The organism is Haloarcula mannanilytica, assembly GCF_005406125.1.
Taxonomy (GTDB): Archaea; Halobacteriota; Halobacteria; order Halobacteriales; family Haloarculaceae; genus Haloarcula; species Haloarcula mannanilytica.
On sequence record NZ_BIXZ01000009.1, the window covers coordinates 127,807 to 144,434 of the forward strand.

The window sequence follows — 16,628 nt, forward strand, 5'->3', positions numbered from 1 at the left end:
GTTGGTTAACTACTCATGGCCTATGCTCGATTCGCAGTCGGCACTCAGTACTAGTATCCCGTGATTTCGGCGTTTCGCGATTCCGCAAGGGTTCGCTTGATTGCCGCTCGATCTCACCCAATCGGAGACAGGATATTACTGCATCGGCGACGCAGCTTCCGAACCGACGAGTGAGTACTCCCGGTCCCGGCTCGTGCCTTCCGCATCGACGAGGTTGTACTGGACCATCTTGGAGAGATACGTCCGCACTGTCCGTTTTGTCCGAGGATCGTCGACCTTCTCGGTATAGCGGTCGTGAATCTCGCTCGGCCCGAGTGGCTCGTGATCGCGAACAATGTTGTAAACGACGCGCTGGTGTGGCGTGAGTGAATCGATGCTCTTCTGCTTAATCTGGGCCCGGGCATCCTCGGCGGCGTCCAGGAGGATGTCGTTGGTGATCCGCTCCTGGTTCTCGCGGTCAGCCTTGCTAGCCGCTGTTCGAAGGATGCCGATAGCGAGGCGGGCGTCGCCGGCGGCCGCGTCGGCGATTCGGTAAAGCTGGTCGTCGGTGATGACGTCCTCGTTGAGGCCCCACTTGGCGCGAGCACGCAGAATGTCGTACAGCTGCTCGTCGTGGTACTTGTCCATCCGGACGTGTTCGCTGGAGCGCAGCCGGCTCACGAGGCGGTCGTCGACGCGGCTGAACAGCTCCTCTTCCTTGTTCGCGATACAGATGATTGCGAACTGCGGGAGGCTGTGGAGGTCGTAAATGACGCTGGGGTCCTCCAGTTGGTCGACCTCGTCGAGAATGACGACGGTTCGCGGGCCGTCATGCTGCTGGAGGCGGTCGACGAGTTCATCATGCGGCGTCGACTGCCGGTGGATGTCGATGGTCGCGCCGAGGTCGTCGAGAATCTGGTAGAGTGTTCGGAATCGGGTATAGTTGCGCCAGCAATTCACATAGGTACTCTCAACATCCAGCGCTTCCTCACGAAGGCGTTCAGTGACGAATTTCGCGATTCAGGTTTTGCCGGCGCCGCTGGGTCCAGTTACAACGGCCGAATCGGCAGGTTTGCCGTTTGTGATCGGCTCGAGAACGCTCGAAAGATGATTGACCTCGGCGTCGCGATGCTCAACTTCCCGAGGGACGAACCCGGCGCGGAGAACGCGAGCATCGCGGATCATCTTTGCTTGATAGACTGGTTTTCTGGCTAGTACTAAAAACGTGACCGGGTTGCTTCCGGAATTACCCCATTTGACGGCTTGATAGCTACCTCAATCACGGTGATGTCCGGCGGTTTTGTTTGTGGAAGATTCGTCCTTCCGGGAACTTCCGGAAAGCCCTCCGTCCCCGAAAGTGCCTCTACTCTGCAGCTGGAAGTTGGGATAACCAGTTCAGGACAGTTTGCTCTGCATCGTCAATGTCTGAGACCGAGTTCGTCCCCCCGAGGAGATTTTTCACACTCTCACTCGTTACAGCTGGTTCTACAACAGTCGCTTGTTTGGCTTCGGCGACCTGACTACTTCGGGTAACAGACGATCCACTCTCTCCACGCTGACCACAGACGAACTCCACATTATCGACTTCTGTTGGGGCAGCTTCGCGGACGAGCGCTTCGAATAGTGGATCTCCAGGTAGGAGCAGCCGAATCGACGGGAACTGCTCAGCAATCTCTGGGTTGAACGTCACAACAACACCGCTACCCCCTCCAAGCTCTGCCTGAGCTGTCTCTCCGAGCGACTCCGGCATTGCTACTGCATCCTCCTCTGGCAGTTCCAGAACGTATGCATCGTCGACGATATCTTCGAAGTCGTCGGCGCGGTCATGGTTCCGGAGGGCAGTAAACGACCATTCTGTCTCTTCGAGGCGGTCGCTTTGCGTAATCTGCGTCTCGATCGTCTCCAAGCTCACCAACGGTTCATACGACCGATCACCGGTCCCGATCTCATCGAATGCGGGATAGCAATAGGGTTCCCACCCGTCAAGTCCGGAACTCTCGATTATCGCCTCTTTCGTCGCCACCTCTTCTGGCTCACCTGCTAGCCCGGTCTCCTCGGCTTTCTCCTGGGCACGTTTTGCCCGTGAGTCCGCTTCTTCGACGACTTGCTCACTTGGCTCTCTGGTGTCATCCGATCCGGAACTACCCATAACGGCGTCTTTGATGTCCTGCTCGATGCTGTTCAGTACCGGACGCATCGGCCCAACCACGTTCTCGAACAGCTGTAACCGTCCCTCCAGTTCCTCGTAGATGTCGCCGTCGATGCTGTCCTTATAGGCGTAGTTGATGATCTTCACGACCTCGTTCTTCTGGCCAATACGGTCGATTCGACCGATGCGTTGTTCAACCCGCATCGGATTCCACGGCAAATCGAAATTGATCAGCGCATCCGCGGTTTGGAGGTTCAGCCCCTCACTCGCGCTGTCTGTACAGATCAGGATATTGGTATCCCCGTCAGTGAAATCGCGCTTGATCGCCTCTTTACCGACGTTCACCCACTCTCCGGTTGTTTCGTCGTACTGCATCCCGCCACCACCACTGTACGTACCGACGTTTGGATGCGTGTCTGTCAGCGTCTCACGGATATGCTCGAGGGTGTCGTGATACTGCGTGAAGATGATAATGTTATCACGGGCGCTCTGACGGAGTGAGCGAATGTCGCGGCGCAGCTGCGCTACCTTCGGGTCGGTGTGGGCTTGCCTGAGATCGTCCACGAACTCTTGGAGGGCCGTCCGCTCCGCCTGAATCACGTCAGCCGCGCCACGACTACTCGGCTGATAGGCGTCGAGGGATGCTTGGCCGATTGCCTCGTCGATGGTCGCTTCCGTCACTCCGGCGTCCCTACTAAGCTCGGAGACCTCCTCGGTCATGTCCTCAACCTTCTCGTCGAGCTTCTCCATCCGGCGCTGGAGGCTCTGCTTGATGGCGTGTAGACTGCTCGTCAGGCGTTGACGATACGTGGTCATCACGAAGCCCAACGCGAGCTTCTCCTTCCCTGTCAGGATTTTCTGCGACTGCTTATACGTCTCATCAATATACTGCTCTACCTGATCGTACAGCGGGGCTGCGTCACCCAGCTCGATACGTTTTGTCTCGACATCCCGAGTCGGAACCGTATCGTCGAGGAGCCCCAGATCCTGACACTGCTCCAAGACCGCTCGAGTATTCCGGAAGATGCGGGACTGAACTGGTGTCGCCCACTGAGAAGCTTCCACAAGTGCGCTCCACTCCGTTGGCCCACAGTCGAAAATGAGCGAGCGAGGATCGTCAAAGCGAGGGGAGGTTTCGCGCACGCCGACGAGTTTCTCGAGGGCTTTCCGCTGTTGAATTGACTCCGTGTCCGTCGCCTCGACTAGCGCCTTCGCCTGCTCGTCGTAGCCGGGATTCGACGTGAGATGTTCGTGAATGAGTTTCCCGAACCGTTCAATTCTCGGTCGGCCTTCGTCCTCCTCCAGATCGAGCTCTTTCTGGAACTGTTGGAGAACCTGTTGCTGTCCATCGGCTATATTCTGATACCGAGAGCCGACGGTGCTGAGGCTGTCCTCGAGTGCCTGCCGTGTTTCGAAGAACTCGACGAATCGGTCCTTGTCGTCCCAACCCTCTGGAAGATCGCACAGTCGAAGGAGATCGTAGAGCTCGCCAACATTCAGCTGCATAGGCGTCGCCGTGAGAGCGTAGAGACACCGGGAGGCCTCCTCGGCTTGTCCGAGCAGGTCGTAGAGTTTCGTCTCCTCGCGAGCACTGTGTGCCTCGTCGACGACTGTGAGGTCCCACACGTTCTCGTCGATGCGTGGGGCGACGTGTCCCTGATTACCTTCGCGGCGGGCGGTATGCCACGACTCGATTACGACGGTTGGCTCATCTCTCTCCGTAACGAACGAACCAATCGGCGTGTTCTCCCAGGCATCGGCGTCGACCGCTCCGGATGTGGGGATACGGTGGTCCTCTGCGTCTCCGAGAGGACCGATCATGTAATCACCGTCGTAGGACCGTTCGTGATAGTAGGCGTGGATATTGAAGCGGTCGAGGAGTTCGTTCTGCCACTGCTGTACCAACCCTGCAGGAACCAGAAACAGCGCCTGCTCAGCCTCTCCGACCTGCATCAGCCGTGAGAGGGTCAGGCCTGCTTCGATGGTTTTGCCGAGGCCCACCTCGTCACAGAACAGGAGGTTGTTCGGGTAGATACTGACTGCTGTATCGGAGATCGTTCGCTGATGGGGCCAGGGGGTGACAGTACTGATTTCCTCTGCGAGATGGATTCCTCCCGGTGTTCGTCCGGCGACCGAGACGACGCCAGCGGTATCGTCTTCGGGCACCGTCGTTTGGGGGTCGTGATTCTGGACCCGCTCGACGTGTTCCTCAAGTGTTCCATCGGTGTCCTTCCAGTCGATGAGGTCCTGGCGTGCAGCTTCGTCGAGCTCGAAGACATCGACGGAGGGGTGGAAACCGTTCCAGAGTGCGTTGAACGTCGAGACGTCTTCCTCGACGTACTTCGCTTCGCCGCGACTCCAGGAGCGATGAACTTTGAAGCGTTCGTAGTTGTACTGCCACGCACTGAGCGTCTCGTTGATACTTCCCTCGAAGCTGATCTTGTTGCCCTCGCGATCGACACCGATGCCGAGCTTCGGGTGGAAGAGTCCGTCACCGCCTTTGGGGTCGCCGACCTTGATTTGGAGGTCGCCGCGGTCGAGGAGGGTCGCGATGATGGTGAGTTGGGACTCAACCCACGGTTCGAGGGGTTCATCTGCGTCAGGGAACATCGCTCCCTTCTCGCGCTTCTGGAGATCGGCTCCAGCGATGACACGTACTGTTCCATCAGTCTCGAGGAGGGAGTCAACCCCTTCGAGAGCGTGCGCCAGACTACGCAGACTCAGATAGCCGGCCAGCCGGTCGTAGCGGATAACCTCGTTGAGGAATGGCCGGTAGAACGTCTCCATGAGCGTCCGGTTGGTCCGGAACTCGCTCTCGTACACCGGCTCCCACGAGACGTCCCTGAGGGTCATTTATTCGAACTCGTTGAGTGCTGCCTGATTATCTTCGTCGTCCTCTCCTCGAACGTTGAGATTGATGTTGCTGATGTCGATATCGAGGTATTCGCCCGTGCGCCCCGAGAGTATATCGCGAAGGGTTTCCGCAGTTTCGTGTTCTTGGGGAAGCACCTCGAGGAGGGCAGTGACGGTGGTCCGGAACCGCTCGTCATTCTTCAGACCACGATCGGATAGCCACTCCCAGGCAGCTTCTGGACCTTTGGTTTCGTAGACGTGGATGGCAGAATGGACTGCATCGATGCCGTGACTGAAGCGTTCATCAGTCGGGTTCACGGGATATTTGCGGCTGGAGACGTCTTCTCCGTTTTCGACACGAACGATGTCCTGTACTCGGTTGCTGTGGGTTTTGAGCTGGACATCACCACTGCTTTTCCCCCAGATTTTGGTGTCCCGTTTCACGTCGTCGATGTTGACACCGACGCCGATTCCGAGCTGTCGAGCCTCGTCATAGGGCATCGTGTCTGTTTCGTAAATTAGCCAAGAGAGGACGTACCAGCGCGTCAGCCCGTCAAGATCGTCGAAGCCTTTCGTGTCCAGATACCGCTCGGCGAGAACTTCCGCGACGGCGTCGCGGGCGGCTGAAAGTGCGTCGCGGGGCGGGACTTCCTCCCCCTTCTTATCCACGACGGGGTAGTTATCGGCGAAGACGCGTAGAGTTGGACCGAACGCTGCGATAATCGTGTCCGTCTTGGTGAGGCTCAGACCGGAGTCCAGAAGCTCTCGTGCAGCTTTCTTTGCTTCGGACCGTGTCTCAGATTTCACATCGTCCCAGAGCGTCGCCCCGCCAGTATCCTCCTTCTCGTGCAACGGCTTCCGTCCCGTGAGGAGGATTGTGCTGTCAGCACTCTGGCTCCCGCGCATCACGACGCGGTTTGGCATTTCACTTGTGATCGGGTGTGTCGCGGTAATTGTGAACCCGGCTTCGATGAGCGACATCGACAGCGTATCCCAGGCGTCGGTCTCCTTATGTGTGAACATAATTGTCAGGACGCCGCCGGGCTCAAGAGTCTCGTAGAGTTCAGAGAAGATTTCTGCCATCTTCTCTTCGTAGTCCTCTTTTGCGAGTTGCTTCTTTGACTTCTCACCTTCCAGTCCTTCGAATCTGGAGGTATTCGCAACAGCTTCGTCAGACTTGTTGGTTAGTTCTGAGGTGAAGAACTCGGGATGGACGTCGCTCAAGTACGCCTTCTGCAGGACGTAGAAGCCATCTGCGAGTTGGGCGTACATGACGCTATCATAGTATGGGGGGTCAACGACTGCAGCTTGGACAGAACCCTCTCCGACTTTCGACGTGAGATCAGCTGCATCCCCACAGTACACCTCTGCTGCGTCTCGGCCCGCAGCCATCTCAACGAGCTGCTCGTAACAGTCGATCACCTTCCGCGAGGTATCTTCGTACCCCATCGTTTCAGAGACTAAATTGTTGTCGCAGAACACTCGACGGAACGAGTAGTTGTGAGACATGAACATATTCGCAGGATATCCTCTTCCTGTGTCCCACGGAGACATTCGAGAGTTCCGATCAATCATCTTACTGGCAGAGATCGTAAGGATCGTCAGGATGGCCTCTGCCTCGCGTGTATCGTATTCCTCACGAATCTCCTCAGCGCATTCTCGAAATGCGTTACAGTACTCGTAATGGGAGACCAGCTGACGCGGATTGAAGATATCTCGCCATTCCTCCATCCCGTAAGTCGCCGGATCGGTGATACGACTACTCACTTCGACCTTTTCAGACAGGAAAGTGAGCAGCTCGAAGTCGGATTCGATACGCTCTTCGGCGCGCTTGAGGGCTTGCTGGTCGAGGTCGTCACCCGCCCGATACCCTGAACCACCACGGGGATCGTCGTACTTGACACCGTAAATCTGGTACTCGAACTCGCCGTTCTTCAGCAGTTCCCGAGTCTCTTCGTACTCGGTAATCACACCACAGTGGGGGCATTCTACGTCCGAGCGCGATACTGTCCCCTCCGACGGATCGAAGTCAGTGTTCGAGTTCTCTGTGAGCTCAACGCATTCATACGACACGTCCCCGTTCTCGTAGTGTGGTTTGATCGCGACGCCTTCGCCGGCGCTACGCTTGTGGAGCCACCACTTCGGCATCAACGGGACCGTCCCAGCACAGGACTCACACTGAATGTGGTACGTACAGGCCGATGCCAGCACTTCACGGCCATCCCGCTTCGTAGGGTACAGATCGTCGAGCTCCTCGCTCGCCTTCTTTTGGATTCGGTCGCGCCATTTGTAGAGGTCATCTTCGAGCGATCCGACCTCCGGCGCGTACTCTAACATCACCTTCAGGATCACCGACGGGACGGGATTCAGCTCATTCGCGATGGTGGGCAAGTCGTAGCGGATGGACTCGAAGGGAATCACTCCGCCACCAGCAGTCGCATCTAGAACAGTCGGTAATTCGCCATCCCAGGTCTCTCGCAACGAGGTATGTAGATCTGCCAGCTCGTCTTCGGTCGGAGACTGTGTGAACGGTCTCGGATAGCCGTACCACTCGCCGAGTGTCCCGTCACGCTGTCCTTCAGTCGTCTTGCGCTCTTGAACGTACTCGCTGATGTTCTCTTCTAGACCGTCTGGCCCGATCTGCATCAGCGACAGCAGTTCATCCGCACTCGTTCCCTCCTCCATTACCGATCCAAGAATCGCCAGACGAGCCGCAGGGGTGGGGCGGCGAGCGAACCACGGGTGGATGTACCGGTGCGGCGGCATGTGCTTCGGATTCGCTTCCTTGAGATTCTCAATCCCCACTGCCTTCAGGGGAAGTTCGCCCTCGATTGCCAGCGAGGTGTACTCGTCGTCAGATTCAGATTCGGTCTCGGATGTCGTGTGGGAGTCGCTCATAATATCGAAATCTCGTTAGATGTGGTCGGCGAGCAAAACGCGAAGTGCTTTCGTACCGCTGGGCGAGGACGGCGAGCGAGCCTTAGCGTGCCAGTAGTAGCATTCACCCAGGCTCATCTGGTCGATTCCCTTTGCGACTTCACGAAGACGGTCCCGGCGTCGCATTGGCTTCATCGCACGGAACGCGATCGAAAGCCGAACACCGGCCGCTTCGGGGAGACTGACGCTTGCGGGGTCGCCTGTACAGACGGTCTCGGGATCAAGACTCAGCTCACGGAAGGTGGATTCGATGAGGAAACTAACCTCGTTGAACGCCCCGCCGCGTAACGTCGCGATACGAATCGCACACCAGTCATCCCAATCGTACGCTGCGTCATCTGCCCCGGGGAGTTCGGACGGAGAACGGTCGCCGACAATGGCCTCCTCCAGTTCACGTACTGAGACGCTTACCGCTTTTTGCACTCTCTCGAACCGTTCTCGTCGAGCCGTCGCGATATCACGGGGCGCCAGCTCGTAGAGCGTGATTTCGTGCTGGTCGTCGACCCGATCACGCGTCAACACGAACGTCGGTCGATTCCCGTAGGCGCCGGTGGTGAAGGCGAACGAATTCCCCTCGGCGATGCCCTGGCTCATACTTGAGTCACCTCGCTGGATTCGATCACACGGATCTGCGTGTGCATCGTGACGGTGAATGCGTTGTCGACCGCGAGGAGCTCGTCCAGGAGGTCGAAGGTGTCGCCATAGAGACGGTCATCGCCCTCGTCGAACTCAATCGCGAACTCGGCTTCAGCGGTACGACCGCCATCCGGATTCGCGAGATCTTCCGGCTCCATGTTGAATCTGAGGTGGCTCGCAAAGACCTCCGGGCGTCCATTGAAATCGACTTCGAACTCTGATTTCGAGTCGGCTCCGTCGTTGGCTTCATAATCGAAGTCCATCGTCGTGTCCTCTGCGAAGTCCTCATCGTTGCTGAGTTTGTTCGCAGTGAACCACGCGCCCTTCCACGCATCAGCCCCGTCCAGATGGATCCAGACGCCTTCGACGATGGGCGTCAGTTCGTCAGGGTGTCCGTCGTACTCCTCGCGGGCGCTGGTAAGTTCGTCCGCGATGTCAGCCCGCATTTCCTGCAGGGCCCGAGAGACGTGTGCGGGCTCGGAGGTTCGAACTTCGATGAGTTTACTGAACGGCTCAGGTTCGTCATCGCCACCTGAACCGCCGCCGCTACTGCCGCCAGTCTCCTCCTCATCGTCGTCAGTGGTCTCGTCCTCTTCCTCTTCGTCTTCGTCGAGTTCCTCCCAGTCGATTTCACTCCCGACGTCGTCGACCAGCTCATCAAGCGAGGTATAGAGTGTGTGCGACTGCGAGAGCTTCACGTCCTGATAGCTGAGGCCCGCGTGCAGATTCTTCGCGTCGTCGAGTTCGTGATCAGTTGCCGTGAGCGTCGTTTCGGGCGTGTAGTACCCGGTCTTCTGCTCCTCGTCCCAGTAGGCGTACCCGTCTTCACGGACGAGCTGGGCGATCGTCTTTCGCAGTGGGATGGGTGACAGGAGAATCTCCGCATCCTGACGTTTCCCGAACTGTTCTTCGATTGCTCTCGTCGTCATCGAGGTCGATCCGACGTTCCAGATCGTCGCCTCGAACCAGTCAACACCGTAGGCGTCCTCTCCTTCGGGGATGATCGCGCCTGCTTCATCGAGCTTCTCGATGACACTCTGATGGATGGTGCTGTCGGTAGTGACGTTCCGATGAGCCAGGCCGTCTCCAGTCGGGAAGTAGAGATGCGTATACGCCTTTTTGATGTCCTGATCGAGCGTGCCCTTCGCGCTATCGAGGCGTTCACCGAGCTTGTCCTGCTGTTCGGTGTTGAGCTCGTACTGGTCGCCGAGGTTATTCTGGATGTGTTTGATGGCAGCGACGCGCTCTGCGGTCCGCTTTGCGTCGGACACGTCGTTCGCGCTCGCGGCGAGGAAGACGACGTTGTTCTTGAACACCCGTGGCGTCTTCTGCCCGCCACTCGACGATGCTGTATTCTTGAACAGCGTTTGGATTGCCTCGGGGACGGTCTCGTAGTCCGTGATGGTGACCGTATCGAAGTCCATCACGCACAGATGCGCTTCGTCGGCCGTATCCGGGATTTCGTGCGGCTCTTCCGGCCCGACAATCACATTCAGACTGCCCTGACCGAGCGCCTCGTCGAGGGCTTCCTCGAGATGCCGACGGGCGAGCCCGTCTTGCAGTTGCTCGACGACGGAATCGATGAGTTTCGTGAGGTTTGGCTCTGACTTGAATTGGATCTTCTCACCGTTGTCTCCGTGTAGGTAGAAACACGCAGACCGACGTCCCTCTCCAAGGAGGTTATTGAGCGCGTCGTCGTAGTGCGCTAGCTCGACTTCGGTGTTGGCAATCGCGTGTCGAAGAGGCCGGCGTGTAGTGCCGCGCCCGTCGGCGCCCTTCACGATGCTTTTCCAGAGGATTGCCGTCGTCAGATGTGTTCCGAGTGGGGGGTGTCCGTTCTTGACCCAATTCCGGTCCTCTTCCTCTGCGTTCGCCGTGCCATCTTCCGAGAAGATGTCGGCTTTGATCGCGGCCTCGAAGTCCATGTCGACCGACGAGAACAGCCGGAGAAGCGTCGAACGAACGTCCCCATCGGAGGGATGCATATCGAACAGACGAACGAAGTGGCGTTCTTGGTAGTCGCTCTGGTGCTGCCAGAGGCGGTAGACTGCGCGGGAGAGGAGCTTGAGCGCACCACGAGTGCGCTGGAACGACGGGAGGGAATCCAGTTCCTCTGTGAGTGTATCGATGACCGTCGGATGAATCGGGTAGCTGTCTTCGAGGCGGTCTCGGTGTTCCGGGTTCGTCGCACTGTCGGGGAAGGAGTCACGATCACCCGTATAATGGGACATGTAGGCATCAACTGTCGCATCGCGCCCATCTTCCACGACGTTCTCGAACAAGCGGTGTCGCAGGACAGCGGCAATTTCGTTGTCCTCCGTCGGCGTAATGGAGCCCTCGACACGGTCGCTGATACTGTTGAACTCAGAGATGGTCTCGGAGACCAGACCACGGACGTCTTCGGCTTGGTCGGCGAAGGCGGTGTCCGCGATACTGAGGACAACAGTGACCTTGTCGTTGTTCTGCGTCGCGGACAGCAGCGACATCAGGAAGGTATTCGTCTGCTTCGCGAGCGTCGAATCTCCGATTTCGACAGCGGCAGCTTGCTCGAGATATGCGGCGATCTCGTCGATGAGGATGAGCGATGGATTGTCGTTCCGCTCGAAGAGCCGCTCGAGTTTGGTCGTTCCTGGAGGCGTTCGGTTCTCGTCGTTTTCGCGCAGGAACTCGTAGCCTTCCCGCCCGAACAGCTGGTAGGCCATTTCGCCCCACATCGTCTTCGTCGCGGGGGCGTCAGGGTCGTCGTAGTTCGAGCGAGCGTCCTCGGCGTCGACGTGTGTGCCCACGAAGACGGCTGAGTTGACGTCGAGACCGAGTGCGGCGGCGTCAGTATACTCATCGGCGATGTCTTGGTCGAGGATGAAGTCAGACAGATCGGGGACAGCACTCGGCGATTCTGCGAGGTGATACGCGGCGATCTGGTTGTGGGTTTTCCCGCCACCGAAGCTGGTGTCGAGTCGGAGAATGCCGTTCGTGCCGGTGTAGTCGTCGTTATGTGCGCCGACGAAACGGGTTGCGAGACGAGTGAGAAGCTCCTGCAGACCGCTAGTGGGGTAGGTTTTCTCGAAGAAGAGTCGAGGATCAGCGTAGACATTAGGAGCGTCGTCGCTGTGGGCGACGTCCGCGAGGCTAGCCGCGAATTGGTCCTCGGCGAGTTCGCCGGTGAGAACGTCCTGGCGAGGTTCGCAAGAGTCGAAAATACTCGGCGGTCGATTCGTCGTGCCGGTGGTTGTGGGCGTATCGCTCATTCGTTTGTAGAGGTAGTTTCGTTGGCGCGTTCTTTGAGGAGCGTCTTGATTACTGAATCGAGGGACGTGTGGTCTTCCTCGTCCTTGATCTCCTCTAGCTGTTCTTTCGTCCAGTCCTGTACCCGTATCATCGGCATAATTGTATCACGAAATGTCCACTTCCCTGAGTTTCCTGCATAGTAGGTTATCAGGGTGTATACAGACAGTTGACTTAGTCATTTGGTATTTTAAAGAGGAGTTTAGTGTAACAGGTCTGGAGTTCGACTATGATATGCCCCTCTGGCCAATCTGACATCCAATCCGCCAACTATTAGCCATCTCTTTGTAGCTCCGATCAGACTCGGACAATATGCCGAAGCCCGATATCGAAGTCTTCGACGACGGCGACGCCTATCCATGGTTGAGCATATCCGCGAATTTCTGCGGTCTGCTGGTTATCAACTAGATCCAGTCCCTGATTCAGACGAATAAGCCTCTCACTCACCGATTCACATATAGTAGAAATACTGTGGCCGAACCTCTGAAATGGACTCAGTATCTACTTCGGATAGGATTGTACCGACACGCTTTGCAACACTCACGGTTGCTGGCATCCGAATTGCGTAGTCCGATGTATTCCAGTCGAGTTTTGTGAAAAAGAGAATCTCCTTACAGATCTCTAACGAAGGTGTCTCACAAATCTCGTCAGGTCGGATCTCAATCGGTGATGGTACTCCACTCCCCTGATAGGTCGTCTCTTCCGGGACATATCCGGATGTGTAGAGATAGTGGACGTCGTCATCAGGGACGCTCAGGAGGGTTCCCCGCATGGCGGGATAATCCGTAGGTGGGAACAACCTGACCTTTGGCCGCCTACGAACCCAGACTAGATCTAAATCGCGAACACCGTCTGTGGCATCAAGCAACCCTTCACGTTCTTCTTCCCAGAAGACAGATGGCTTATGAAGGACGAACCGGCTGGGACGTGTCCCTTTCTGAGCTTCGTAGTATTCCAGAATCTGCTCACCTACCTGTCTAGCCGCCTCATATGAGAGGTGGGGAGACCCATTCTCGTCCTCGGTGATATCCGGGAGTGGATCGCTCTGAAGGATAATATGGTCCCGTCCGTGAAAGACGTGAGCAAGAGCAGCTCGAATTACATCATCTCCTTCGTCTCGCTCTCTGTAGAACGAGAGCCCTGCGTAGCAGTGCCCATCTTCGATCTGTCGAGTTTTCCAGGGATGCCCTCGTTGAGACTTGTATAGAAGTCCAACTGTGAGATTCCAGGCCCGAGATGCTCGCTGTCGGTCAGTACGGATCGCAAGTGTGGATGGCTTAATCAGTTGTGTGGGGATTCGAGCCTCCATCCCGATCAGTTTGATTCGATTTCGAAGATCAGAACCTTCCGACTGGATTCGCGCATGGTCTTGGTTCTCAGGAGTACACGCGTCCATCACTTCTTGCGGAATACAGACGATGATTGCGTTCGGCTGAACCGAATCCCGTTCGATTATCTCTATGTCTTTCTGCACTAGCTTCAGGAATCGCTCCATCCGATCTCTGGGGGTCGATTTACTCGTAACAGATTGGATGTCTCGTCGACGAATTTGGCGTCTCCAGCCCTTTTTTGCATTAATAGAGAGATTGAGCGGGGAACTCTTACCTAGCCCGGGATAGGGAACCTGCCACGGATTATCACTTGTTCCTGGATGGATCCCGACCTCCATATCATGAAGTAGTTCGGTCAACCGGCGGATTGAATCTCGATCGCCGATAATCCCGAGTTTGATTGTATGGTGTCCTTCCTCATAGAGGCGTGGACCATATCTGATAAGGCCTCGTTTGGGAGAGGTTTCAGTACCTCCTTCAAACTGAATCTCTGGCTCCTCGAGGTGACGAAGCGTGAACGGGGTATCTTGGGGCGTCATTGTTCAATTCCACCTGTGTTTTCGAGATCAGAAGCTGACTCGATGAGCTCATCACGTTCGTCTCCGTCTTTGGGCGGGCGGACATTGAGGGAAAGCGAGTCAACTCTGGTTACTTCGAGTTCCTTTACGACGGGTATCTTTTCACCCATAAATCGATCAAGCTGAGTCTGATCGGACATCAGCAGCTCTTCCCAGACACGCAGCTGGCGGTCGTACTTACTATTCTGGGCGTGGAAACGATTTGGCGAGAAGTCGTTTTGGAGCCGCGATTTACGCTCGCCTGTTACAGGTCGACGACCATCTGAAGTGAAAACCTGTGTGGGTAGCAGAACGTAGTAGTATTCTCCCGCATAGCGCCGTACTCGTACTTTGACACCGCGGTGGATGACATCGGGGTAGGAGTCTAACTCCTTTGCAACCCAGGATCGACCTAGTTTTCGTTCGGTACCGTGCTGTCTGCGATCCAGTTCCGGGTATACGGTTGTTCCCTTCTCACGGTCGATGAGACAATCGTTATCTCTTGCAACGAGAGTGAAAATCCCCCTGAGAAGGGATCTTACGATGTTTTCACGCTCCTCTTCTTGAGCCCGCGTTCGGAGGAACTTCTCGAACTCTCGCGTTTCGAAACGGTCCTCGTGTATGTAATGACGAGTAGACCCCGGAAGATGGTCCGGATGAACGAGCGAATATAATTTCCGCTCGTGAAGCTTGATGGGGAACGCTTCGTTGTTGTAATTATAGACGCGAGCAGATTCGGCTTCCTCTGTCGTCTCTATGATGTACAGTGTCTCTGGGTAGCGGGTTACCTGAAACAGATTCGTCGCATATTCTGTTTCCTCAGAAACCGGTTCATACGAATGAAGATATGGTTCGTACTGGAACCGTTCTGTTTTCTCGAGCTGATGAGCTTGTTGACGGAGGTCGTCGTATGTACCTACGAAAACATGGGTATCGATAGCAAAATCTCGGAACTCATCTACATCAGTATCATCTAGCCGATCTACGACCTCATCGTTAACGCTGTCTTTGAGCTTTTCGTAGAAGTCGACCAGTTTCTGATTATCGGTGACATCACGATCGAACAGGGCTTTCCAGAGCTGGTCATTAGAAAGTGTCTCCGTAAAAATATAGAAATCAAACCGGTGGGGTTGGGGTTGTTTGATATATTCGAGGAAATACCGGGCCAATTCGTCTCTAAAATCGTTCGGGCTGAGGCCTGTGGAATACGCTTTTGCCTCGGCTACCACTTTATCGCCCGTAGCTTTGTTCACAAACTGAATATCGTCAAGCGTAGAGTGGAAGGCTGAATCCCGTTCGACCATGTAATTCAGCCCTTCCATGTACTCGATGACGACTTCCTTATAGTCCTCCCCGCGTCTCGCCGTCCCTTCCCGCTCTTTATATAGATTGTAGATGGGCACGTTGTATCTCGTTACAAGGAAGTCTCGTGTGAATTACTTTTCCCTCAGTCGTTGGATAGTCTAGTGGGATCCGACGGTACTTCTATAAAACGAGCGGTATATATTGGAGATAATGAATCGCGAGGACTTGGGAACGACTCTGCGCCTCCTCAATCGCGAACGTGGGGCCGCGGATGCGTTACCGAAAAAGTCGCTTCACAAGCTCCTCTACCGTATTGACGTCAAATCTGCCGAGCGAAATCTGGATATCTCGATCCCGTATTATTGGTATCTCTTTGGTACTGTCTCTCCAGCCACGCCCTCGACTGTCCCCTCAGCGAGTATTAACGAGCCCGGACTTGAAGATCGCCTACGTTCTGTTGTCTCAGAGGCTCTCTCTGAATATTACGAACATGGATTAGAATGGCTCACAGACCGAATGTATGATGATGCGCCGTATCAGGTTCAGCGGGATTTTCGGGAGCTAGATAAGAAAATACGAACGTTACATACGGAGTACCACGATTTCTTTGAGGTTGACCCAAGCAGAGAATCAGTACTCAGCTCCGTCCACGACACTTTTGAATCATTTCCAAACGACCGATTTCCGGAGTACGATCGACCACTAATCAAGTGGTATAACGCGGTCACTCGAGAACTCCATTCGCATTCTCCTGATCCCTCCAGATTGATGACGGTGAATGTAACGTTCTGGCGTATCTTTGCACTTGAGCTTGCTCAACGGCATGCCCAGGGAATGTCTCCGGAAGAGGTTCGTGGGAACCTCGGTATAACCTCGTTTGAGGAGGCTCGGAGTTCTGCGATTCAGAAACTTGACGAATTCGAAGAGGAAGACCTTGATGCGAAATTTTCTGGATTACCGACTGAACTCGAATCTGAACGGAGTGCAGCTGACGAACTTGTTGCTCCGATTCTTGAACGCCGGGGAATTGCGCACGAAGATCTCCATCCGGGCCAATGACTCGATACTTCGTAGACACTAACGTCCTCATTGGACTCACGTTTTCTCACGATCGGTGGGCCGTAGAAGCAGAGCGTATCCTAGACGGTCATAACACGCTCTTCACGAGTGAGTTTGTGATCTACGAGTATTGCAGCCGTCCACAAGGAGCGCCTCGAGTTGTGTCTGACCCCGATCAGCTACAGGTTGACTCTGACGATACCGATGGCGTGTTCGGGACCGTTCTTGAAGACTTTCAAGAGAACGTCGAGGATAATATCCCAATGTACAACCGAGAAATCGATTTACAGCGCTACGATGGGCTTTCCTTTGAGAGGATCTTAGAGATTTTCTTCGATCGCTCTTGCGTAGGAGATTGTGGATACTGTTGAGCCGTAGCTGTGGAGTCGAAGAGGACAAGGGCACCGCGTCAGCGGTGCCCGACACGAATGATTCCGCTAGATGTGTTTGGGTCGGAATCGGTCGCAGCGGACCTGCTGGAACAGGTTCGCTGGCGTGACGGTGTTACCTGTCCTCGCTGCCGTTCTGACCGGACGG

At 55.7% G+C, this 16,628-nt stretch carries 9 protein-coding genes and 1 pseudogene; 2 read left to right on the top strand and 8 right to left on the bottom strand.

The window, feature by feature from the left end:
• Positions 1 to 135 precede the first annotated feature (135 nt).
• The 8 genes and pseudogenes from Harman_RS18205 to Harman_RS18235 all read right to left on the bottom strand — a co-directional run bounded on the left by Harman_RS18205 (position 136) and on the right by Harman_RS18235 (position 15,130).
• Positions 136 to 1,164: pseudogene (locus Harman_RS18205) on the bottom strand (Cdc6/Cdc18 family protein).
• Between the two features lie 178 nt (positions 1,165 to 1,342).
• Positions 1,343 to 4,981 (bottom strand): DEAD/DEAH box helicase, encoded by a 3,639-nt coding sequence (locus Harman_RS18210; protein WP_136689358.1) that lies wholly within the window; start codon positions 4,979 to 4,981, stop codon positions 1,343 to 1,345.
• Complete coding sequence (locus Harman_RS18215) at positions 4,982 to 7,879, bottom strand: DUF1156 domain-containing protein (RefSeq protein ID WP_011222496.1); 2,898 nt, start codon at positions 7,877 to 7,879, stop codon at positions 4,982 to 4,984.
• Positions 7,880 to 7,894: 15 nt separating this feature from the next.
• Positions 7,895 to 8,512 (bottom strand): DUF7680 family protein, encoded by a 618-nt coding sequence (locus tag Harman_RS18220; protein WP_011222497.1) that lies wholly within the window; start codon positions 8,510 to 8,512, stop codon positions 7,895 to 7,897.
• On the bottom strand, positions 8,509 to 11,802 hold the full coding sequence (locus Harman_RS18225; RefSeq protein WP_011222498.1) for an ATP-binding protein: 3,294 nt from the start codon (positions 11,800 to 11,802) through the stop codon (positions 8,509 to 8,511). Before Harman_RS18225 ends, Harman_RS18220 begins: the two co-directional genes overlap by 4 nt.
• Positions 11,799 to 11,933 (bottom strand): hypothetical protein, encoded by a 135-nt coding sequence (locus tag Harman_RS22025; RefSeq protein ID WP_006169676.1) that lies wholly within the window; start codon positions 11,931 to 11,933, stop codon positions 11,799 to 11,801. The genes Harman_RS18225 and Harman_RS22025 overlap by 4 nt, the downstream gene beginning before the upstream one ends.
• Before the next feature lie 357 nt (positions 11,934 to 12,290).
• Positions 12,291 to 13,709 carry an argonaute/piwi family protein gene (locus tag Harman_RS18230; protein ID WP_011222392.1) on the bottom strand — a complete coding sequence of 473 codons (1,419 nt, stop codon included), beginning with the start codon at positions 13,707 to 13,709 and terminating at the stop codon, positions 12,291 to 12,293.
• Positions 13,706 to 15,130 carry a hypothetical protein gene (locus tag Harman_RS18235; RefSeq protein ID WP_235007261.1) on the bottom strand — a complete coding sequence of 475 codons (1,425 nt, stop codon included), beginning with the start codon at positions 15,128 to 15,130 and terminating at the stop codon, positions 13,706 to 13,708. The genes Harman_RS18230 and Harman_RS18235 overlap by 4 nt, the downstream gene beginning before the upstream one ends.
• 112 nt (positions 15,131 to 15,242) lie before the next feature.
• Between Harman_RS18235 and Harman_RS18240 the strand changes: the two genes are divergently transcribed.
• Both Harman_RS18240 and Harman_RS18250 read left to right on the top strand, forming a co-directional pair.
• Positions 15,243 to 16,091 carry a hypothetical protein gene (locus Harman_RS18240; protein ID WP_011222394.1) on the top strand — a complete coding sequence of 283 codons (849 nt, stop codon included), beginning with the start codon at positions 15,243 to 15,245 and terminating at the stop codon, positions 16,089 to 16,091.
• Between the two features lie 428 nt (positions 16,092 to 16,519).
• Positions 16,520 to 16,628, top strand: a 109-nt coding sequence (locus Harman_RS18250; RefSeq protein ID WP_137685135.1) for a transposase, incomplete at its 3' end; no start/stop codon positions are given.